The sequence below is a fragment of the Thermodesulfobacteriota bacterium genome (genome assembly GCA_036482575.1).
Classification (GTDB): domain Bacteria; phylum Desulfobacterota; class GWC2-55-46; order GWC2-55-46; family JAUVFY01; genus JAZGJJ01.
This window is the reverse complement of the sequence record JAZGJJ010000028.1, coordinates 1-21,006: the sequence shown is the minus strand read 5'-3', so window position 1 is coordinate 21,006 and position 21,006 is coordinate 1. Positions and strand designations below refer to the sequence as shown.

Here is a 21,006-nt window from a genome sequence, read left to right as displayed (position 1 = left end):
CGGCAGGACCCGGACATAATAATGGTGGGAGAGATAAGGGACCAGGAGACTGCCAATAACGCCGTGCAGTCCGCGCTTACCGGACACCTCGTCCTCTCCACCCTTCACACCAACGACGCGCCGAGCTCGATCACCAGACTTCTGGACCTCGGCGTGCCCGGCTTCCTCATATCCTCCACCGTGCTCGGCATAGTGGCCCAGAGGCTCCTTAGGAAGATATGCATCCACTGCAAGCGCGGGAGGCTCTTGAAGCCCGAAGAGACAGCCTACCTCCGGCTCAAAGACCAGGAGCACAAGGTGGCTTACGGCGAGGGGTGCACCGAGTGCAGGAGCACCGGCTACAGGGGCAGGACCGGGGTCTTCGAGATAATGCCCATGTCGTCGGAAATAAGGTCCGTAATTAACCGTAAGGAGGGCTCCGTAAACCTCTACGAAGCCGCGAGGAAGGAAGGCATGGGTACGCTCCGGGAGGGCGCGATACGGAAGATGCTCGAAGGGGAGACCACCTACGAAGAGGTGGTCTCCGTAACCGGATAGACTCGCCGCGTACCGGCAAAGATGAAGATACGTTCCGCAGAGTTCACTACGAGCGCGGTCCGGAGCTCACAGTATCCGGCCGACGGCCTGCCGGAGATAGCGCTCGTGGGAAAGAGCAACGTAGGGAAGTCGTCGCTCATAAACACGCTCGTCGGCAGAAAGGGTCTGGCAAAGACCAGCTCCACGCCGGGGAAGACGAGAACGATAAACTTCTACAGAATAAACGGCTCCTTCTACCTCGTGGACCTGCCCGGCTACGGCTACGCGAAGGTGCCGCTCAGGGAACGGAAAGGCTGGAAGCAGACAATAGAGCAGTACTTCACGGAGAGCTCAGGGCTCAGGGGCGCGGTCGTAATCCTCGACTCCAGGAGGGACCCGGGCAAACCGGAGTTCGAGCTCTACCGGTGGATCGAGGAGTTGGAAATACCGCTCCTTACCGTCCTTACCAAGAGTGATAAGTTTTCGAAAAACAAGCTCTCAAACCGCATCATTGCCATAAAGAAGTCTCTCGGTTTCGACGGCCTGCTTACGTTCTCGGCGACCGGTGGTGAGGGCAAAACAGAGCTCTTAAAAGCGATGGATAAGATGCTGGGTGAAGAAATTCCTCTTGACAAAAAAAGCAAAAGAGGATTACCCTTTGAACGGAACGTCGGTTAAGGGGTCTTTACCCCCATGCCGGAGCGGTCTGCCCGGTTTGCCCGGCGTATACTGATGAGATGAATTGATACGTACTGTAAAAATTTTTTTGGCGGCCATGGCCCTTGCCGCGGGCGGCTGTGCCACCCTTCCGGAAGGGACCCGTCCACAACCGGTGGGGGGGACGGCGGCGGTGGCGAAAAAACCGACGCCCGTGGTGGAGCTCCGTGACTCCGTCGATAAAATAAACGACAGGCTCGACGAGCTTAATAACAAGTTCCTCCTGCTTCAGGAAAAGGTTGAAGCCAACAGGGAGGCCGTCGGGGGGTCGGCCGGAGAGTCCGGGGCCGAGGGGTTCTCGACCGCACCGCCGAAAGGGCTCAAGGTAGTAAAGCTTACCGAAAAGAAACCGGCGGCCGAGGAGCGTGAGGTGACGGGCGGAGGTAAGGGCCCGAGCCCGGAACAGCTCTACAGCAGGGGGCAGGACCTCTTTATCGCCGGCAAGTACGAAAGGGCGAGGAAGGTGTTCTCGCGGCTTGTTGAAGAGTTCCCGATCCACAACCTCGCGGACAACGCCCTTTACTGGTCCGGAGAGGCATATTACTCCGAGGGAGATTACGAAAAGGCCCTGGCGAAGTTCAACGAAGTGGCGGAGAGATACCCCGGGGAGAACAAGGCCCCGGACGCCTTGCTGAAGGTCGCTTTCTCCCATATCGAACTCCACGAGGCCGGGAAGGCGAGCTCCGTGCTTAAAAGAATTATCAAGCTCTACCCCGAATCCGGGGCGGCTGACAAGGCAGGGGAGAAACTCGAAGAGATCTCACCCTTAAACTGAAGAAGGGAAGCCCATGATGCAAAAACTTTTCGCTTTTCTATGCGCGGCTGTTGTGACACTGGCCCCGGTCGTCACCGCGGCGGAAGAGGTCAAAGAGGGGGAGGCTGTTTATCACACGATAAAAAAGGGTGACACCCTCTGGGACATCTCCGAAAAGTTCTTTAACGACCCCTTCAGATGGCCGCACCTCTGGAAGCGCAATCCATACATAAAGAACCCCCACCTGATATACCCCGGCAATATCGTAAGGATAACGCCCGACGGCATTGAAGTGCTGACACCGGACGATATCGCGGGCCTCCCGGTGAAGCCGCTCTTGCCCGAGACAAAGCTGGTGCCGCCCACTCCGCCTTCACAGCCGGAGCCCGAGGCCGTCGAGGAGCCCTCTATCCCGACCCCTCCGGACGTAAAGAAAATAAGCTCCCAATCTATAAAGAGGAGCGGCTTTGTCTCGAAGGAAGAGCTTGGTGATAGCGGCGCCATAGCCGCCGGCAAGGACGACGAAAAGTTGCTTATGGTCGCAGGCGACGAGCTCTTCCTTTCGTTTGAGGACCCGGACCAGATCTTTGAGGGGAAGCGGTTCACTATATTCTCCGTGGGCAAAGAGGTGTTCCACCCGGAAACGAAACGCTTTATGGGCAACATCGTGGAGAATGTCGGAAACCTTACGATAACGAAGGCCGACGAGGCCATAGAGGGCAGGATAGATAGCGTCTATAAGGAGATACTGGTGGGGATGAAAATCCTGCCCTTCAAAGAACTCGTTAATGAGGTGAAGCTGGTCGATACGGCCGGTGATATCGATAGTATTATAGTAGCCGGCATAGAGGGAAGGAACGAGCTCTCCGAAAACGACGTCATGTACGTGGACAAGGGCGCCGAGGACGGGCTCCAGGTGGGTAACGTCCTCGGGGTATACCGGGAGAGGAAGGCGGCTAAAGACCCCCTGGACAGGAAAAAGCTGATCCCCCTGCCCCCGAAAAGGCTCGGCTCCGCGCTCGTGATAGACACCGGGGACAACACCTCGACCTGTTTGGTGTTGGACAGCACAATCTCCATAGTCGTGGGCGATTACATAAGCACCTCCGGGCCCTCGGAGTGAACGGGACGGACCGTCCCCCCGCGACGCAAGGTGGACAGGGAGAGGCTTAAATACTGGCTCGCCCTGGGCAGGGGGATGGGGAGAGTCAGGGGTGTGGAGAGGACGGCCCTGAAAGAGGCCGTCGAAGAAGCAAAAGACGCAAAAGATATCTTTAGCGGCAAGGGGGGCAGGGGGGGCAGGGGAAACAACCCTGCCGTTAATATTGCGCGCAGGTTAAAGAGGTCCGACTGGGAATGGGTCGAGAGGGAGTTGGACCTTATAGAAGAGCACGGCGTAACGCTCTTAACGATAAAAGACGGAGAGTATCCGGAACCGCTCCGTCACATTCACAACCCGCCCCTTTTTCTTTACCTGAAGGGCACCCCTTACGATAGGGAGCTTCCCGTCGTCGCGGTAGTCGGCACACGGCGCGCGACTCACTACGGGCTCAGGATGGCCGCGGCCGTCTCAAGGGACCTGGCCCGGGCGGGTGTGGTCGTCATAAGCGGCATGGCGAGGGGTTGCGATTCGGCGGCACACAGGGGGGCGCTCGACGGGGGGGGTGGGGGGGGTAAGACCGCGGCGGTGCTCGGCACGGGCATAGACCGCGTCTACCCCGGGGAGAACGAGGGTCTTTACAATGAGATCGCGGCAAAGGGGCTGCTCATAAGCGAGTTCCCCTTTGGAACGCCGCCGCTGGCGCAGAACTTCCCCCGGAGGAACAGGATAATAAGCGGCCTCGCTCTGGGGGTCCTGGTGGTGGAGGCGCCGGCCAGAAGCGGGGCCATGATGACCGCCCGGCTCGCGCTTGACGAGGGAAGGGAGGTCTTCTCGCTTCCGGGCAAGGCCACAAGCGAGAAGAGCGCGGGCGCGAACAAGCTCATAAAGGACGGGGCCTCGCTCGTGGAGAACGCGGACGATATCTTAAACGCCCTATCGCTTGCCGTGCCGGAACGAAAGCCCGAGCGTCCCGCCGCCCCCGCCGCCGACGCCCTCGGCCCCGAGGGCAGTGCGATTATGGCGCTCCTGGGCGACGAGCCGCTGCACATAGACCGTATAGCGGAGAGGGCCGGAATGCCGGTCCAAAAAGCCTCGGCAACGCTCCTGGAGATGGAGCTAAAGGGGTTCGTGGAGCAGCAACCCGGGAAACTGTTTTTTAAAAAATTCTAAGACAATAGGACGAAACGGAAAAAAATGGCAAAATCACTGGTCATAGTCGAGTCGCCGGCAAAGGCAAGGACGCTCAATAAGTTCCTCGGAAAGAACTTTACCGTAATGGCGTCGGTCGGACACGTAAAGGACCTGCCCAAGAGCGAGCTCGGCGTGGACATAGAGAACGACTTCCGGCCCAACTACGTCAAGATAAAGGGCAAGGGCAAGACCCTGGCCGACCTCAAGAAGGCCGGCAAGAAGGCGGACAAGGTCTACCTCGCGCCGGACCCCGACAGGGAGGGGGAGGCCATAGCCTGGCACATAGCCGAAGAGATTAACGGGAAGAAAGGGAGTATCTTCCGGGTCCTCTTTAACGAGATTACCGAAAAGGCCGTGAAGGAGGCCATAGAGAACCCGACGGAGTTGGACAGGAACAAGTTCGAGGCGCAGCAGGCCAGGCGTATCCTCGACCGGCTCGTCGGCTATCAGGTGAGCCCCATACTGTGGGACAAGATACGTCGCGGGCTGAGCGCCGGCAGGGTCCAGTCCGTGGCCGTAAGGCTTATCTGCGAGAGGGAGGAAGAGATAAAGGCGTTCAAACCCAGGGAGTACTGGTCCATAATCGCCGACTTCGAAAAGTTCGAGGCAAAGCTCGCAAAGAGGGACAATAAAAAAATAGATGTAAAGAACGAGGACGAGGCCCAATCGATTCTGAAGGAGCTCAAGGGGGCGGGGTTCGAGATAACCGCCATCACCAGGAAGGAGAGGAAGAAGAACCCTCTCCCGCCGTTCATAACGAGCAAGCTCCAGCAGGAGGCGGCAAGGAAGCTCTCCTATTCGGCGAAAAAGACCATGATGCTGGCCCAGCGGCTCTACGAGGGGATAGAGATGGGGGATGAGGGGCCGGTGGGGCTTATAACCTACATGCGTACCGACTCGCCCAGGGTATCGAACGAAGCCCTCGCCTCGGTAAGGGGTTTCATAGAGAAGAAGTACGGGGCCGACTACCTCCCCGCCAAGCCCAACTTCTACAAGAGCAGGAAGGGCGCCCAGGAGGCCCACGAGGCCATAAGGCCCACATACTTGAAGTACACTCCGGAGGTCGTAAAGCCCCTCCTTCAGAGGGACCAGTGGAGGCTCTACCAGCTCATATGGAACCGGTTCGTCGCCTCGCAGATGCGGCCGGCCCTGCTCGACCAGACGGCCGTGGGCATAACCGCCGGGCGCTACCTCTTCCAGGCGAACGGCTCGGTCGTAAAGTTCCCGGGCTTCACGGCGGTCTACGAGGAAGGCAGGGACGACGAGACCGAAGAAGGGGAGAAGAAGTTGCCCGTCCTTGGCGAAGGGCAGGCGCTGAAGCCAAAGGAGATCACTCCCGGACAGCACTTCACCCAGCCGCCGCCGAAGTTCAGCGAGGCCACGCTGGTAAAGCAGCTCGAGGAGAACGGTATAGGCAGGCCCTCCACATACGCCTCCATCCTCTCGACCATCCAGGACCGGGAATACGTGGTAAAGGAAAAAAACCGGCTCTCCCCGACCGAACTCGGCTTTCTCGTCACCAACATGCTGGTGGAGGGCTTTCCCAAGATCCTCGACGTGGAGTTTACCGCGCACCTCGAAGAGGAGCTCGACAGTATCGAGGAGGGCAAGACGGCCTGGCTCGACCTTATGAAAGAGTTCTACGGCCCGTTCAAAGAGAGCCTCGATAAGGCCAAGACCTCCATCAAGGGCGTGAAGGGAGAAGAGGTCCCCACCGATATCACCTGCGATAAGTGCGGTAAACTGATGGTCATAAAGTGGGGGAGGAGAGGGAAGTTCCTGGCCTGTCCCGGATACCCGGAGTGCAAGAACACAAAGGATTTCAAGGCCGACGAATCCGGGAAGGTAGAAGTCGTTGAGCGGGTCGAGGAGATCCGCGGAGACTGCTCGAAGTGCGGGGGGGCCATGGTCGTAAAGACCGGCCGTTACGGCCGCTTCCTCGCCTGCTCTAACTACCCCGACTGCAAGAGCACCCAGCCCCTCTCAACCGGGGTCCCCTGCCCCGAGGAAGGCTGCGGCGGGACGCTCAATGAGAAGCAATCCAAGAGGGGACGGCTCTTTTACGGCTGCTCCAACTACCCCAAATGTAAGTACGCCACCTGGGAAAACCCCGAAAAGGCCAAAACCGACTGATTTTCCTCCCCTTTTTTTCCTGCCCGAAAGGGCAACTTTTTCCTTGCAATCCAAATCCGTCTCTATTATAATCTATAATAGCTATCACAACTTCGTAGCACACCAGGGGGTTCCGCGGGTTTATGGTAACGCAGAGTGCAAAAAATATTCTCCTCGTAGACGACTCCGTATTCTTCCGTACGAAAGTTGCGGACATACTGGCCGAGGGGGGACACAACGTCGAGTCCGCCAATGACGGGCAGGAGGCCGTGGAAAAGATACAGGCCTCCCCCGGCGGCGTGGACCTCCTTATACTCGACCTCCAGATGCCCGAACTCGACGGCTTCGGGGTGCTCGAGTGGATCAAGAAAAACAACCTCTACGGCAGCTTCCCGGTTATGGTGATAACGGGCGCATACGACCCGGGGGAGGTAAAGGAGCGCCTCGCGCGGCTCGGGGTAAGGAAGGTCTGGACAAAGGACTTTTCCCCCGAGAAGATCGTCTTTCAGGTAAACACCCTCCTATTCCCCGAAAAAAGCCACTCCTCGAAGAGGTCCGCTCCGAGGGTCCCGGTATCCATGCAGGTCGACTATTCCGTGAAGGACGCCATCCTCAAGAGCTTCCTCCTCAACATAAGCCCCGGAGGGCTGTTCCTGCACACGAAAAAAGAGCTCAAGCCGGGAACGGTCGTGCAGCACGCGTTTTCGCTTCCCGACTCCGACAGGACTATCGAGGCCGAGGGCATGGTAAGGTGGTCCTCCCGGGGGAGGACCGCCAGGAGCCTTTTCTCCGGCGCGGGCATTATGTTCACCTTCATAGACACCGACGACCGGAAGGCGATAGAAAAATTCGTCGAGGCCGAGGCTAAAAATTTAGCCGGGTATTAGCCTACACGGGCTACGGCCCGCGCGTCTTCGCCTCTTTGCAATACTACTTGTCCCACACCTCTCAACGATACTACAAAGTTTAAGAAGTCCAAGAAGTTTAAAGGTTAAGGTGCTGCCGCACGGTTAATGTCATAAGCGGCCCAATACAGCATTGCTATCTCGCACCCCGGCGGCCGTCATGAGATTAAAACACCATCATGGTGCCTCGACTTTTTGGCTACAAATCGCCTCGGTGTCGTGGTATAATTATTTTTTGGGGGTTGCCATGATTACGAACAAGCCTAAAAATATCCTGCTCGCCGACGACTCTATCTTCTTCAAGATAAAGCTCAGCACTATACTCATGGCAGCCGGGCACAAGGTAAGGCTCGCGGGCGACGGGAAAGAAGTTATAAAGGACCTGCAGGAAGGCAAGGAAGAGACGGACCTCCTCATCCTCGACCTCCACATGCCCGAGCTCGACGGCTTCAAGGTCATGGAGTGGATGGGGGAGAACGGCTACATCGGCAAGGTCCCGCTGCTCACGATAACCGGGGTCTACGAGCCGGTCGCCGTCATCGAACGCCTCCGGTCCCTCGGCTCGGAGGGGCTTCTAATAAAGGGCTTTACCCCGGAGCAGGTGGTCTACACGATAAACGAGGTGCTCTACAAGGACGACACCCACGGAAGGAAGAAGTACAGGGTGCCGGTGGCGGCCCCGGTGGTCCTGACCGTAGGCGACGCCACCCATAACGGGTTCCTGCTCAACATAAGCGCTACGGGCATCTTCCTTCACACGACCAAGGAGCTCCCTCCGAATGCGGCGGTGGGCCTCAAGTTCGCACTCCCCGGCACGGAGAGGACATTCAGCCTCGATGCGACCGTCAAGTGGTCGACCCCGTCGGACGCCACGAACAATCTCTTCGTCGGGGCCGGCGTATCGTTCGTATCCATCTCCGCCGAGGACCAGCAGACCATCCAGGACTTCGTGGAGGAAGAGCTTAAAAGACTGCCCGTATACTACTAGAGGGGGGAGGCTCCGGCCTTCTTTACGCCCTCATCCACCCGTATCAGTGTTATCGGGGCCATCGGCTTTCCCCGCCCCCTTAAAGTAAAAGCTTATCAGCGCCAGAGTTACCCCCACCGTTATGGCAGAGTCGGCCACGTTGAAGGCCGGCCAGTGCCACCCGCCCGCGTGGAAGTCCAGGAAGTCCACCACCTCCCCGAGCAGTACCCTGTCTATGGTGTTCCCCACCGCGCCGCCCGCTATAAGAGAAAGGGAGAGGTCGGTAAAGGTGTCCGTGGACTGCCTTAAGAGTATGCCTATCAGGACGAGGGCCGCGACCGAAACCCCGATAAGGAAGAGCGTCCTCAAAAGCCCTCCGTCCTTGAATATCCCGAAGGCCGCGCCGGGGTTCTTCCAGTAGACGAGGTTGAAGAGACCGGGTATGACCTCCACCGTCTCGCCGGGAAAAAGGTAGTGGGCCACGATTAACTTGGTAAGCTGGTCCAGTACCGCGACGGTACCGACGGTAAGCGCTATGAGCCTTATCCTTCTTATGTCAGGGCCTTCAGGCATCTCTCGCAGACGGCGGGGTGTTCGGAGCTCTCCCCGACGGTGGGGCTGTAGTTCCAGCACCTCTCGCACTTCTCACCGTCGGCCTTGCCTATCGAGGCTTTGAGGCCCTGTATCTCCGGGAACTCGGACGCCCCTTCTCCCCCTTCCGGCGGAGCGTCCGAGAGTTCGAGCTGGGAAACTATAAGCATCTCCTTCAACGTCCCGGCCTCTTCGGTGAGTAGCTCTTTGAGCTCCGGGGTCGGAACGACCGTGACCTTCGCGTCCAGAGAGTGCCCTATTACCTTCGCTTTCCGGGCCTCCTCAAGCGCCCTCGACAGCTCGTCCTTTACCCTTAAGAGTTTTTCCCACTTCTCCGCGAGCCCGTCGTCGAGCCACTCTTCCCTCGGCTCGGAAAACCCTGAGAGGTGCACGCTCTCCTCCCTCTTTCCCGGGATAAAACCCCAGGCCTCGTCCGTGGTAAAGACCAGCAAAGGGGCGGTAAGACGAAGAAGCCGGTCGAGCACGTTATATATGATGGTCTGTGCCGCGCGCCTCTCCTTTGAATCCGCCTTCGACGTATAGAGCCTGTCCTTTATTATGTCGAGGTAGAAGGAGCTAAGGTCCACCGAGCAGAAGTTATGGACCGCGTGGTATATCGTGTGGAACTCGAACTCGTCGTACGCCTTCAAGACCCGCCTCGATAGCACCTCGAGCCTGTGGAGGGTGAGGCGGTCGAGTTCGCCGAGCTCGTCGTAAGCGACGGAATCCTTTTCCGGGTCGAAGTCGTAGAGGTTCCCGAGTATGTAGCGGAACGTGTTCCTTATCCTCCTGTAGGCCTCGGAGAGCCTCTTTAACGTCTCCTCGGAGATGCGTATGTCCTCGCGGTAGTCTTCTCCGGCGACCCAGAGCCTCAGCACCTCGGCCCCGTACCTGTCTATCACCTTCTGCGGGGCCATGACGTTACCGAGCGACTTGCTCATCTTCCTGCCCTTGCCGTCCACGACGAAGCCGTGTGTGAGGACCGCGCCGTAAGGCGGCCTGTTCCTCGTGGCCATCGAAGCGAGCAGAGAAGAGTGGAACCAGCCCCTGTGCTGGTCGCTCCCCTCGAGGTAGAGGTCGGCCGGGCTTTTCAGATTTTCCCTCTTCTCCGTTACGGCGGCGAAGCTCACCCCCGAGTCGAACCATACGTCGAGTATGTCCTCTTCCTTATGGAACTCCGTCCCCCCGCATTCCGGGCACTTAACGCCGGAAGGGACTAGCTCACCTACCCCCCTCTCGAACCATATGTCCGCGCCCTCCTTTTCGAAGGCTTCGGCCATGTGGTCTATCACCTTCTTGTCGAGGAACGTATTGTCGCAGCCCTTGCAGTTAAGCGCGGGTATGGGCACGCCCCACGCCCTCTGGCGCGACAGGCACCAGTCGGGCCTTTTCTCTATCATCCCGTATATCCGGTCCCTGCCCCAGGACGGTATCCACTCTACTTTATCTATGGCCTCGAGTGTCCGCTTCCTCAAATCTTTCTCCTCCATTGAAACGAACCACTGCTCCGTGGCGCGGAAGATAATCGGTTTCTTGCACCTCCAGCAGTGCGGGTATGAGTGCGAGATTTTCTCCTCTTTTATGAGCACGCCCTTTTCCTGCATGAGCGCGTTTATCCCGCTGTTGGCCTTGAAGACGAACTGGCCCTCAAACTCCGGAAACTCCTTTGTGAACTTACCGTAGTTATCGACCGGGGCGTAGGTATCGAGGCCGTGCCTCAAGCCCAGCTGGTAGTCGTCCTGCCCGTGGCCCGGCGCTATGTGCACGCAGCCCGTGCCCGCCTCGGTGGTTACGAACCCGGCCGTCAGGACTTTCGACTCCCGGTCTATGAAGGGATGGGTGCAGACTATGCCTTCGAGCTCGCTTCCGGCGATACTATCAAGGGGCTCGTATTTTTCTATGCCGAACTTCTCCATACACGGCCCCACGAGCTCTTCGGCAAGGACCCAGACCTCTTCGCCGACCTTTACGGACTTATAGTTTATCTCCGGATGGACCGCTACTGCGAGGTTCGCCGGTAGGGTCCAGGGCGTCGTCGTCCATATGAGGAGGTATGTATCCCTGTCACCCGGAAACTTCCCTTTGGAGTCCTTTACCCGGAACTTGACGAAGACCGACGGAGACTCCTTGTCCGCGTACTCGACCTCTGCCTCGGCGAGCGCGGTACGGCATGAGGCGCACCAGTGGACCGGTTTCTTGCCGGGGTAGACGAGCCCCGCGGCGTGGACCTTTCCCAGTTCCCTCATGATAGCGGCCTGGTAGGAAAAGTCCATCGTCAGATAAGGCTCGTCCCACTGGCCGAAGATACCGAGCCTCTTGAACTCCTCGCGCTGGATCTCCACGTACTTCCCGGCGTACTCCCTGCATTGCTTCCTTATCTCGGGCTTGGACAGGTTTTTCCCTCTCTCCTCCTTCTTCTTCCCGAGATCCTTTTCCACCTGCAGCTCTATGGGCAGGCCGTGGCAGTCCCATCCGGGCACGTAGTCCGTGGAAAAACCCGACATGAACCTGCTCTTCACGACGATATCCTTGAGTATCTTGTTGAGCGTGTGGCCCATGTGTATCCTGCCGTTGGCGTAGGGCGGGCCGTCGTGGAGGGTGTACTTTTCCCTCCCCTTTCCGGCCTCCATGATCTTCCTGTAGAGCCCCTCGCCGTCCCAGCGCCTTATGGCCTCGGGCTCGGTCTTCGGCAGAGAGGCCTTCATCTGGAACTCGGTCTTCGGCAGGTTCAAGCTGTCTTTGTAGTCCATACTCCCCTTTTTTCCCTTTTTTCCGTTTTTCCCATAAAGTAGTGGTATTTAATACCACAAAGTAGCTGAAAATAGAACAGTTTTATGGCCTGACAACTTCGTGGCCATTGTAAATCGTCGGGTAATCCGTTAGAATTTCAAGGATGGGAACAAGGCGTAAAGGAAACTCTCCGTTCAGGCTCACGAGCGAGTTCACCCCCGGCGGCGACCAGCCCGGGGCCATAGAGGAGCTCATAAGGGGCATCGAAGAGGGCAGGAGCCACCAGACACTCCTCGGTGTCACGGGCTCGGGCAAGACCTTTACCGTGGCCAACGTGATAGAGGCCATGGGCAGGCCCGCGCTCGTCATGGCGCCCAATAAGACCCTCGCCGCCCAGCTCTTCGCCGAGTTCCGCGACCTCTTCCCGGAGAACGCCGTCGAGTACTTCGTCTCCTACTACGACTACTACCAGCCCGAGGCCTACGTCCCTGCATCGGACGTCTACATCGAGAAGGACGCCTCGATAAACGACGAGATAGACAAGCTCCGCCACTCGTCCACCCACTCTCTCCTGACCCGCCGGGACGTCATCATCGTCGCCTCGGTCTCCTGCATCTACGGCATCGGCTCGCCGGACGACTACGGCAAGATCCACCTCTACGCCGAAAAGGACATGGAGGCCGGGAGGGACGAATTCCTGAGAAAGCTCATCGATATGCGCTACGACCGGAACGACTACGACTTCCACCGTGGCACGTTCCGCGTGAGGGGCGACACGGTGGAGGTCTTCCCGGCTTACGAGGGAGAGACGGCGCTGCGCTTCGAGTTCTTCGGCGACACCATAGAGACCATATCGGAGGTGGACCCCATGAGGGGGAAAGTCATAAACCGCGTTCAGAAGGCGCTCATCCACCCGGCCAGCCACTTCGTCACGACGAAGGAGAACATGAGGCGCGCCATAAAGGACATACGGGTTGAGCTGCGCGAGAGGCTTACCACGCTCAAGAAGGAGGGAAAGCTCGTCGAGGCGCAGAGGCTGGAGCAGAGGACGATGTTCGACCTCGAACTCCTGGAGGAGATGGGCTACTGTCCGGGCATAGAGAACTACTCGCGCCACCTCGCCGCGAGGCTTCCGGGAGAGCCGCCCTACACCCTCATCGACTACTTCCCCGACGACTTCCTTCTCTTCGTGGACGAGAGCCACATATCGACACCCCAGATAGGCGGCATGTACCACGGCGACCGCTCCAGAAAGTCGACCCTTGTCGACTACGGCTTCCGCCTGCCCTCGGCGCTCGACAACCGCCCGTTCAAGTTCGAGGAGTTCGAAAAAAAAGTCGGGCAGACCGTATACGTCTCCGCCACGCCGGGGGACCACGAGCTGGAAAGGTCCGGCGGGGTGGTGGTCGAGCAGATAATACGGCCCACCGGCCTCATGGACCCGGAGGTCGAGATAAGGCCCGTGGACTCGCAGGTGGACGACCTCATGGGCGAGGTAAAAAAACGCGTCGAGAGAGGAGAACGCGTGCTCGTCACCACCCTTACCAAGAGGACGGCCGAGGACCTATCCGAGTACTACGACGACCTGGGGCTCAAGGTGCGCTACCTGCACTCGGACATTGAGACGCTCGAACGGGTTGAGATAATCCGGGACCTGAGGCTCGGCAAGTTCGACGTGCTGGTGGGGATAAACCTGCTCCGCGAAGGGCTCGATCTGCCGGAGGTCTCGCTCGTCGCGATATTCGACGCGGACAAGGAGGGTTTTCTTCGCTCGGCGCGCTCCTTGATTCAGACCTTCGGCCGCGCGTCACGGAACGTCGAGGGAAGGGTCATCCTCTACGCCGACACCGTAACCCGCTCCATGCGGACCGCGATCGACGAGACCGAGAGACGCAGGAAGATACAGGGGAAGTTCAACAGGGATAACGATATAACCCCCTCGACCATAAAGAGCAGGATAAAGGACGTGATGAGCTCGATATACGAGGCCGACTACTACACGGTTGAGACCGCGCAGGAGGAGACCGAGGAGTATATAGCCCCGCACGAGATACCGGGCAGGATCAAGAAGCTCCGTAAGGAGATGGGGGCCGCGGCCAAACGGCTCGAGTTCGAGCGCGCGGCCGAGCTCAGGGACAAGATAGGCGTACTTGAAAAGATGGAGGTGGAGCTGGGGTAGACCGCCTGAGGCGGAAAACCGGTTGACATCAGCGCCCCCATGTTATAACATGGTAATAACAGGAGGACGGTCATGCTGAGAAAGATAAGTCCCATAGGCAACAGCCAGGGGGTCTCCATTCCCAGGGAGATGCTCGAAAAGCTCCACCTCTCGGTGGGCTCCCGGGTCGAGGTAGAGGTGGACAAAAAAACGAAAAGGATAATCATCAAGCCGAAGGCCGAGAAGGCCCGGGGCTCCATAGACAAAAAGTTCGCCTCGCAGGTCGACGAGTTCATAGAAAGGTACCGGCCCGCCCTAAAGGCGCTCTCCAAGTGAAGCCCCTTACCCCCGAGCAGGTACTCTTCATCCACTATCGCATCATGGAGGAGACCGGTGGGGGGGGAGGGGGAATCAAAAACCACGGCATGCGCGACCCGGCCCTCTTGAAGTCGGCCCTCCAGAGGCCCCGCGCCACGTTCGACGGAAAGGAGCTTTATCCCGACATCTTCGGCAAGGCCGCAGCGCTGATGCACTCCATCATAAAGAATCACCCCTTCGTGGACGGGAACAAGAGGACAGCCATAGCCGCCGCCTCGATATTTCTTCTGCGAAACGGCTACCGCCTCGAAGCCACAAACAGGGAACTCGAACGCTTTACCATGAAAGCGGCCGCCGGGCGCGTCAGGCCCGAAGAGATTGCGAAATGGTTCAAGAAGAACTCGGTGAAGGCGGGTTGAGGTAAAACGACAAAGCACCCCCCCACCCCCACCCCGTATCACAAAAAAAGGGAACTCCCTTAAGGGAGTTCCCTTCTGTACGCCGGTGCCCGGCTCGGCCTTACGAGAGCCTGGCTTCCTTGCTCTCCTTACAGAGCTCGTAGAGCCCGTCGGTGGCCTCGAAGACGTCCTCCATCATGTCCTTCAAGAGCAGCCCGAGCCCTCCGAGCTCCTCGTTCGTGAGCATGTCGCCCGCCCTCGGGTTAATCTCCACCGAATGGCTCATGAGCGTCAGGAGCGGTACCACCCGCTCTCTTACCTCGTTGATCCTGTCGAAGTGCTCCTCCGGGCTTTTTTCCACCACCATCCTGTGCAGTCCGATTTTTTTCTCCCCTTCCATGACGACCCTCCTTCTCTATTTGAAGCCCCCGGCTTGCGCCGGGAGCGTATTTTAGCTCTCCATCCCTTTATATATAAACTCTACCAGAGATATTGGGGACACTCAATACGGGTTTGCGTAAAAGGGTCGGAAAGGAAGGATTTTCTTTAGTTACGGCTGCTTGTCCTCTCCGGAGTTGAGGATGGTTATGGCTTTGGTGAAGAGTGTGGAGTTGGGGATGAGGTAGGTCTTTCCCTTATCCTTGAGCGTGGTGTAGCGGAGGTCGATATTGGCTACGGCCCCCTCGATGCCCGCAACCGATATGCGGTCGTCTATCTTGAAGGGGCGGTATACCAGGATAAGCACCCCGGAGAGCAGGTTCGAGAGCGCGTCCTTAAGCGCGAAGCCGAGCGCGAAGCCCATGAGGCCGAGCCCGGCCACGAGCGCCGAGACGTTTATACCCACGGTCCCGAGAGCGGTCACCAACCCGAGCACTATGAGGGTCGTCTTTACGACCTGCCTTATGAGGTTCAGGACGTGCGGGTCGAGCCCCGTCCTCTCGCCGAAGCGGCGGATGAACTTTCCGATCATCGAGGCCGCGAGCCAGAAGGCGAAAAAGACCACCAGACCCAGAAGCAGCTTGGGCGCGTAGTCCGCCGCCTGGACCAGAAAACCCTCCCAGAACCCCACAGGCTCGTTCTTCTTTACCTGAAGCAGCAATAGCTCTTCCTCCGCAAGGACACGGTAAATGATATGTCCCGGACGCGAAGTTGTCAACAACTAAAACAAAGGGGCTTCCGTGGCCGCGCTTTTGTGGTAAAATCCCGGTAGTAGAATAGGAAAGGAGGCTGGCCATGCTAAAAGAGGGAGACAGGGCCCCGATATTCAAGTTGCAGGGTCTGGACGAGAAGGGCAAGGAGCGGGAGTATTCCCTTACCGGCTTTTCCGGCAGGAAGGTGGTCCTCTACTTCTATCCGAAGGATAACACGCCGGGCTGCACGACCGAGGCGTGCGACTTCAGGGACAACCTGCAAAAGGTCGTCGGCAAGGGCGCGGTGGTGCTCGGCGTAAGCCCGGACAACATCGACTCCCACAAGAAGTTCCACGCCGGGCACGGCGTCAACTTCCCTCTCCTCTCGGACCGGGACAGGAGGGTGGCCACGGTCTACGGCGCCTACGGCCAGAAGAAGAGCTTCGGTAAGACCGCCCTCGGCATCATCCGCTCGACCTTCATAGTCGACGAGAAGGGCTTTATCAAAAAGGCCTGGTACGGTGTGAAGGTGGAGGGACACGTCGACGAGGTCCTTGAGGCGCTCGGTGGTTAAGCGCGCATGAGCCTGCCCGTATGAGCATAGGTGACCAGCGCGTACTCGGCCGTACCGGCCTCCGGGTGGGACGGCTGGGTCTATCCTCCGGCTACGGGGCCCCTGCCGAGGCCATGGAAGAGGCGTTCGAGCGGGGGTGCAACTACTTCTACTGGGGCTCGTTCCGGAGGGAGGGGCTGGCGCGGGCCGTAAGGAACATCTGCAGCAGGGGAAAGCGCGACGACCTTATCGTCGTGATCCCGTGCTTTACCCGCCTGGCCTCCCACATGGAGTACTCCTACGCGGGCGCGCTCAAGCGCCTCGGCCTCCACTACGGCGACGTGCTGCTGCTCGGCTGGTACAACAGCCGCCCCCCCCAACGGATAATCGACCGGGCTCTGAGGATGAAAGAGTACGGTCTCTGTAAATACATCGCCCTCTCCGGACACAACAGGAAGCTCTTTGGCGAGCTGGCAAAGGAGGGCATCTTCGACCTTTTTCACATCCGCTATAACGCGGTCCACAGCGGCGCGGAGCAAGATACGTTCCCCTTCTTAGGCGAGATAAAAGAGGATAAGAGGCCCGGCGTGGTCACGTACACGGCGACGTGCTGGGGCAGGCTCATGAACCCCAATAAGATGCCGCCGGGCGAGAAGACCCCCACGCCCTCGGACTGCTACCGCTTCGTCCTCAGCCACCCGTCCGTCGACATGTGCCTTGTCGGGGCCAAGAACGCCGGGGAGCTCAGGGAGAATCTAAAGGTGCTCGACCGGGGAGCCATGACGGAGGAGGAGCTTGGCTGGATGAGAAGGGTCGGAGGGCATCTATATGGGGGGGGTAAGGGGTGACGGTAGTGGGCACCCTTTTCCCGGAAAAGATCTTTATTGCGTGGCTCCTGTTCATTGCCGTCCCTCCTTACTTCCCCTTTCGCTGTTATAACGAAAATCTGCGAATGAATTAAGCGCGCGGCAATAGGCTTCGCTCAGAACTTCCTCATAACGCTCTTTCGTGAAATAACCGGTCCTTACCGCTTCTTCACCGACGAACGTCTTTTCCAAGCGCCTCTCGCTTTCCACATCAACGAAGGTTGCAATAAAGACGACCGTTCCGGCAATGGTTCCCCTGTCGAACAACATGATCTTGGGCTGAACCGATTCGGCCTCGGCCTTAATGACCTCCAGGTTAAGCAGCACGGACGGCCTTAACTGCCGGTCTGGTCCGTCAACCACGACAAAATTGTTGAACTCTAAAATCCTGACCACGTCTGCAAGCAGGACTTTGTCGAACTCAACACCTTTTTTCAGCATAAGTTCTCGACTATCCGGCGCGGGTATAGGAAGCCAGGCTGGACCCGCCGGAGTCCATACCCATGTGCCGAGGATGGGGTTCCAGCTTGAGACTATTATCCGACCTAAACTTTCGGGGTCGGAACGGCTGTCTTTAACCCCTCCGATTCCAAGCGCCACGGGTGAAGCTGTTGAATCCCTTTCAACTTCCCGTCCTATATCGTCGCAGGTTAATTTAACCCTTTCAACAGTAGCCATTTCTCTAATACCGGCACAGCCGGTTACCAGAAAAATAAAAAGGTAGAAACAGACCTTATGCTTATACATCTTATCGGCCTCTTCAGTTTATCGCTCTGCGTTCTCTCTCTCTCGGCTTCCCCGTTCCCAGGTAGTTAGAAACCGTTCCGCTTTCGCACGGCAAAAAAGGCGGGTCCGTTGCGGACCCGCCTTTTTCTAACCCCCTCCCCTAAAGCAGCTTATACGGGTCGGCGCGCCGGGCCCATTCGCTGCCGGGGTACTTGGAGTTGAGCTTCTCGTAGGCGTACTTAAGGTGCGAGGGCTCTTGAGTGCTCTTGTAGAGGCAGACGCCCTTAAGGAACAATGCCTCGGGCGTGGAGTCGCTCTCCGGGTGGTCCTTCTCTATCTCCTTGAGCCCCCCGAGCGCCTCGTCGAACCGGTCCGCGTCGTAGTGCACCTTGGCTATGCCGAGCACGATAGACGGCATAAGCTCCTCGGCCGCAAGAAAGCCCACGGTACGGTGGTGCTCCACGCCATCCGGGTCGAGTGTGACGAGCGTGGGCGTCCATTTGACGTTGAAGTCCGAAGACTCCGGCTGGGCGTCGGACTTGAGCCGGAGCGGCACGACCCTCTCGCTTATGAACTCCCAGACCCCGTTTTTAGGATACGAAACCGCATCCATACGTTTGCAGCCTATTCACCCGGGGTTGTAGAAGTCGAGCAGTACGGGTTTTCCCTCGGCCTTCGCCCTATCGAGCGCCGCCTTGAAGTCGGTCTCCCACTTTATGTCGACCATCGTCTCTGCCTCCTTTCGTCCATAACCATGAGTGTACCCCGTGAAATCGCCTTGTCAACACCAACGCCCGAAATACCCACTTGATAGAGCCGAAATAAAAGTATACAATAACCCGTAAATCGCCGTAAACCACATAATAACAGGGAAGTTCCGCCATGCCGAGAGATTTCAAAAAAACCCTTGAGCGCAAACCCGTCGTCTTCGACGGGGCCACCGGGACCATGCTCCAGAGGCTGGGCATGAAGCCCGGCGGCTCGCCCGACGAGCTTAACCTGACCGCCCCGGAGATGGTGACCGAAGTACACCGCGCCTACCGAAAGGCCGGCGCGGACGTCGCCACCACGAACACCTTCGGGGCGAACAGGGTAAAGCTCGCCGAGTACGGCCTCGGGGAAAAAGTCGGGGAGATAAACGCGGCGGGCGTTAAATGCGCCCGCAAGGCCGTGGGAGAGCGGGGCCTGGTCGCCGGGGACATCGGGCCCACCGGAAGGTTCGTCGAGCCGGTCGGCGATATGGGGTTCGACGAGGCAATCGAGATATTCACCGAACAGGCCGCGGCATTAAAAAAAGCCGGCGCCGACCTCATCATCATAGAGACGATGATGGACATCAAGGAGATGCGGGCGGCCATAATCGCTTCGAAGAAGACCGGCCTCCCTGTCGTCGCCACCATGACGTTCGACCAGTCGATGAGGTCGGTGCTCGGCACCACGCCCGAGGCCTTCGCCATAGTGGCCGACTCGCTCGGGGCGGACTGCGTGGGGGCCAACTGCTCACTCGGGGTGGAGGGTATCTTCAAGGCCGTCTCGGCCATGCGGAAGGTTACCGCGCTGCCCCTTATAGCCCAGCCGAACGCCGGGCTGCCGGTCTTAAAGGGTACCGAAACCGTCTTCCCGGCCACGCCCGAGGAGATGGCCGACTACGTGCCGCACTTCGTAGCCGTGGGGGTGCGGGTCCTCGGCGGCTGCTGCGGCACCACCCCGGAGCACATGGAAATGATGGGCGGGGCCTTCAGGGCGCTAAAGCCCGACACCAAACCCGAAAACCCCACATGCACGACCCTTGCGAGCAGGACCGGTTTTATAACCTTCGGCCCCGGCCTGCCGCCCGTCGTAATAGGCGAGAGGATAAACCCGACGGGCAGGAAGAAACTCGCGGCCGAGATAAAAGAGGGCAAGACCGCCATAATCAGAAACGAAACCCGCGAACAGGCCGAGGCCGGGGCGCACGCGCTCGACGTGAACGTCGGGGTGCCGGGGGTGGACGAGCCGGCGGCCATGAAAAGGGCCGTCTTCGCGGTGAACGACAACTCCGCCCTGCCCGTGGTGATAGACTCGGCCGACCCCGAAGCGCTCCTCGCCGGGCTAAAGGCCGTGGACGGAAAGCCGCTCATAAACTCGGTAAGCGGCGAGGAGAAGAAACTCCGGACCGTACTGCCTCTCGCAAAGGAGTACGGCGCCGCCGTGCTCGGCCTGACCCTCGACGATAAGGGCATACCCGAGACCGCCGAAGAAAGGCTCCGGATAGCCGAGAAGATACTCGAGCGCGCACTAAAGCTCGGCATAAGGAAGGAAGACCTGGTGATAGACTGCCTGGCCATGGCCGTAAGCGCCATGCCGGGGGCCGCCAGGGAAACGCTCCGCGCCATACGGCTCGTAAGGGAAGAGCTCGGCCTCTCGACCGTACTCGGGGTGAGCAACATCTCCTTCGGCCTGCCCTCGCGGGAGACCGTTAGCTCGAACTTCTTCTCCATGGCGCTCGCGAGCGGCCTTACGAGCGCCATAATAAACCCGAAGAACGAACGGATGATGGACGCCTACCACGCTTCGCTCGTGCTGCTCGACCTGGACAGACGGGCCGAGGGCTACGTCAAGAGGTTTCAGGCGGCGGGAGGGGCGGAAGATAAAACCCCGGAGAAAAAACCGACGGGCCTTAAAGAGAGGCTCGCGCGGGCCGTTATAGACGGAGACGAAGAGAACGTCGTCGGGCTCGTGGAAGAGGCCCTTAAAAAGGGCTGGGACCCCGTCAGGGTAAGCAACGACGGACTCCTTCCAGGGCTCGAAGAGGTCGGGAAGCTTTTTGCGTCGAACAGGTACTTCCTCCCGCAGGTGATACTCTCGGCCGATACGATGAAGAAGGCGTTCGGGAGGCTCAAGAAGGAGCTCAAGGGAAAGAAGGGCCACTCGCTCGGGAAGGTCGTCATGGCCACGGTCGAGGGCGACATACACGACATAGGGAAGAATATAGTCTGCACGCTCCTCGAAAACCACGGCTTCGAGGTCACCGACCTCGGCAAGAACGTCCCGGCCAAGAAGATAGTCGACGCGGCAAGGGACGGGAAGGCCGACATAGTGGGCCTCTCCGCGCTAATGACCACGACCGTCACGGAGATGGGCAACGTGATTAAAAAGCTCAAGGCCGACGGTGTGGATGTTAAGACGGTCGTCGGAGGGGCGGTGGTTACCCCGGAGTTCGCCGGGAAGATAGGCGCGGACGAGTACGGCGGGGAGGCGACCGAGGCCGTCGAGAAGATGAAGAGGCTTGT

General features: G+C 58.8%; 20 protein-coding genes. 14 read left to right on the top strand and 6 right to left on the bottom strand.

From position 1 onward, the window contains the following. The 8 genes from V3W31_01125 to V3W31_01090 all read left to right on the top strand — a co-directional run. Nucleotides 1–537, top strand: a 537-nt coding sequence (locus V3W31_01125) for an ATPase, T2SS/T4P/T4SS family (GenBank protein MEE9613541.1), incomplete at its 5' end; no start/stop codon positions are given. A gap of 21 nt (nucleotides 538–558) precedes the next feature. After that, nucleotides 559–1,194: a ribosome biogenesis GTP-binding protein YihA/YsxC gene (gene yihA, locus V3W31_01120; GenBank protein ID MEE9613540.1), complete on the top strand. Its 636-nt coding sequence runs from the start codon at nucleotides 559–561 to the stop codon at nucleotides 1,192–1,194. A 172-nt stretch (nucleotides 1,195–1,366) separates the two neighbouring features. Beyond that, nucleotides 1,367–2,008 (top strand): tol-pal system protein YbgF, encoded by a 642-nt coding sequence (gene ybgF / locus V3W31_01115; protein ID MEE9613539.1) that lies wholly within the window; start codon nucleotides 1,367–1,369, stop codon nucleotides 2,006–2,008. A 13-nt stretch (nucleotides 2,009–2,021) separates the two neighbouring features. After that, nucleotides 2,022–3,110 carry a LysM peptidoglycan-binding domain-containing protein gene (locus V3W31_01110; GenBank protein MEE9613538.1) on the top strand — a complete coding sequence of 363 codons (1,089 nt, stop codon included), beginning with the start codon at nucleotides 2,022–2,024 and terminating at the stop codon, nucleotides 3,108–3,110. Between the two features lie 30 nt (nucleotides 3,111–3,140). Beyond that, on the top strand, nucleotides 3,141–4,259 hold the full coding sequence (gene dprA / locus V3W31_01105) for a DNA-processing protein DprA (GenBank protein ID MEE9613537.1): 1,119 nt from the start codon (nucleotides 3,141–3,143) through the stop codon (nucleotides 4,257–4,259). A 24-nt stretch (nucleotides 4,260–4,283) separates the two neighbouring features. Beyond that, nucleotides 4,284–6,413, top strand: coding sequence for a type I DNA topoisomerase (gene topA, locus V3W31_01100; protein MEE9613536.1), 2,130 nt, complete (start codon nucleotides 4,284–4,286; stop codon nucleotides 6,411–6,413). 122 nt (nucleotides 6,414–6,535) lie between these two features. Then, nucleotides 6,536–7,279 (top strand): TIGR02266 family protein, encoded by a 744-nt coding sequence (locus V3W31_01095; GenBank protein MEE9613535.1) that lies wholly within the window; start codon nucleotides 6,536–6,538, stop codon nucleotides 7,277–7,279. A 265-nt stretch (nucleotides 7,280–7,544) separates the two neighbouring features. Further along, nucleotides 7,545–8,285 (top strand): PilZ domain-containing protein, encoded by a 741-nt coding sequence (locus V3W31_01090; protein ID MEE9613534.1) that lies wholly within the window; start codon nucleotides 7,545–7,547, stop codon nucleotides 8,283–8,285. A gap of 30 nt (nucleotides 8,286–8,315) precedes the next feature. Here V3W31_01090 and lspA read toward each other — a convergent pair whose 3' ends face one another. Next, on the bottom strand, nucleotides 8,316–8,837 hold the full coding sequence (gene lspA, locus V3W31_01085) for a signal peptidase II (GenBank protein ID MEE9613533.1): 522 nt from the start codon (nucleotides 8,835–8,837) through the stop codon (nucleotides 8,316–8,318). Continuing rightward, nucleotides 8,816–11,605, bottom strand: a complete 2,790-nt coding sequence (ileS, locus tag V3W31_01080) for an isoleucine--tRNA ligase (protein MEE9613532.1) — start codon at nucleotides 11,603–11,605, stop codon at nucleotides 8,816–8,818. Before ileS ends, lspA begins: the two co-directional genes overlap by 22 nt. 143 nt (nucleotides 11,606–11,748) lie before the next feature. On the opposite strand from ileS, the gene uvrB reads away from it, so the two are divergent. From uvrB to V3W31_01065, 3 genes are all read left to right on the top strand, one after another. Beyond that, on the top strand, nucleotides 11,749–13,764 hold the full coding sequence (gene uvrB, locus V3W31_01075) for an excinuclease ABC subunit UvrB (GenBank protein MEE9613531.1): 2,016 nt from the start codon (nucleotides 11,749–11,751) through the stop codon (nucleotides 13,762–13,764). Nucleotides 13,765–13,836: 72 nt separating this feature from the next. Next, nucleotides 13,837–14,079 carry an AbrB/MazE/SpoVT family DNA-binding domain-containing protein gene (locus tag V3W31_01070; GenBank protein MEE9613530.1) on the top strand — a complete coding sequence of 81 codons (243 nt, stop codon included), beginning with the start codon at nucleotides 13,837–13,839 and terminating at the stop codon, nucleotides 14,077–14,079. Next, a complete protein-coding gene (locus tag V3W31_01065) occupies nucleotides 14,076–14,480 on the top strand; it encodes a type II toxin-antitoxin system death-on-curing family toxin (GenBank protein ID MEE9613529.1) in 405 nt (134 codons plus the stop codon). Before V3W31_01070 ends, V3W31_01065 begins: the two co-directional genes overlap by 4 nt. A gap of 100 nt (nucleotides 14,481–14,580) precedes the next feature. Here V3W31_01065 and V3W31_01060 read toward each other — a convergent pair whose 3' ends face one another. Both V3W31_01060 and V3W31_01055 read right to left on the bottom strand, forming a co-directional pair. Next, nucleotides 14,581–14,859 (bottom strand): hypothetical protein, encoded by a 279-nt coding sequence (locus tag V3W31_01060; protein MEE9613528.1) that lies wholly within the window; start codon nucleotides 14,857–14,859, stop codon nucleotides 14,581–14,583. A gap of 150 nt (nucleotides 14,860–15,009) precedes the next feature. Then, nucleotides 15,010–15,558 (bottom strand): mechanosensitive ion channel domain-containing protein, encoded by a 549-nt coding sequence (locus V3W31_01055; GenBank protein MEE9613527.1) that lies wholly within the window; start codon nucleotides 15,556–15,558, stop codon nucleotides 15,010–15,012. A gap of 134 nt (nucleotides 15,559–15,692) precedes the next feature. Here V3W31_01055 and V3W31_01050 point away from each other — a divergent pair, with 134 nt between their 5' ends. Both V3W31_01050 and V3W31_01045 read left to right on the top strand, forming a co-directional pair. Further along, complete coding sequence (locus V3W31_01050) at nucleotides 15,693–16,163, top strand: peroxiredoxin (GenBank protein MEE9613526.1); 471 nt, start codon at nucleotides 15,693–15,695, stop codon at nucleotides 16,161–16,163. A 20-nt stretch (nucleotides 16,164–16,183) separates the two neighbouring features. Next, entirely contained in the window at nucleotides 16,184–16,990 is an 807-nt protein-coding gene (locus tag V3W31_01045) for a hypothetical protein (protein MEE9613525.1), read from the top strand. Between the two features lie 51 nt (nucleotides 16,991–17,041). Here the strand turns inward: V3W31_01045 and V3W31_01040 are convergent, their stop codons facing one another. Both V3W31_01040 and V3W31_01035 read right to left on the bottom strand, forming a co-directional pair. Then, nucleotides 17,042–17,755: a hypothetical protein gene (locus V3W31_01040; GenBank protein MEE9613524.1), complete on the bottom strand. Its 714-nt coding sequence runs from the start codon at nucleotides 17,753–17,755 to the stop codon at nucleotides 17,042–17,044. A gap of 139 nt (nucleotides 17,756–17,894) precedes the next feature. Further along, nucleotides 17,895–18,347, bottom strand: a complete 453-nt coding sequence (locus V3W31_01035; GenBank protein MEE9613523.1) for a hypothetical protein — start codon at nucleotides 18,345–18,347, stop codon at nucleotides 17,895–17,897. Between the two features lie 269 nt (nucleotides 18,348–18,616). Between V3W31_01035 and V3W31_01030 the strand changes: the two genes are divergently transcribed. Then, the coding region (locus tag V3W31_01030; GenBank protein ID MEE9613522.1) for a homocysteine S-methyltransferase family protein at nucleotides 18,617–21,006 on the top strand (2,390 nt) is incomplete at its 3' end.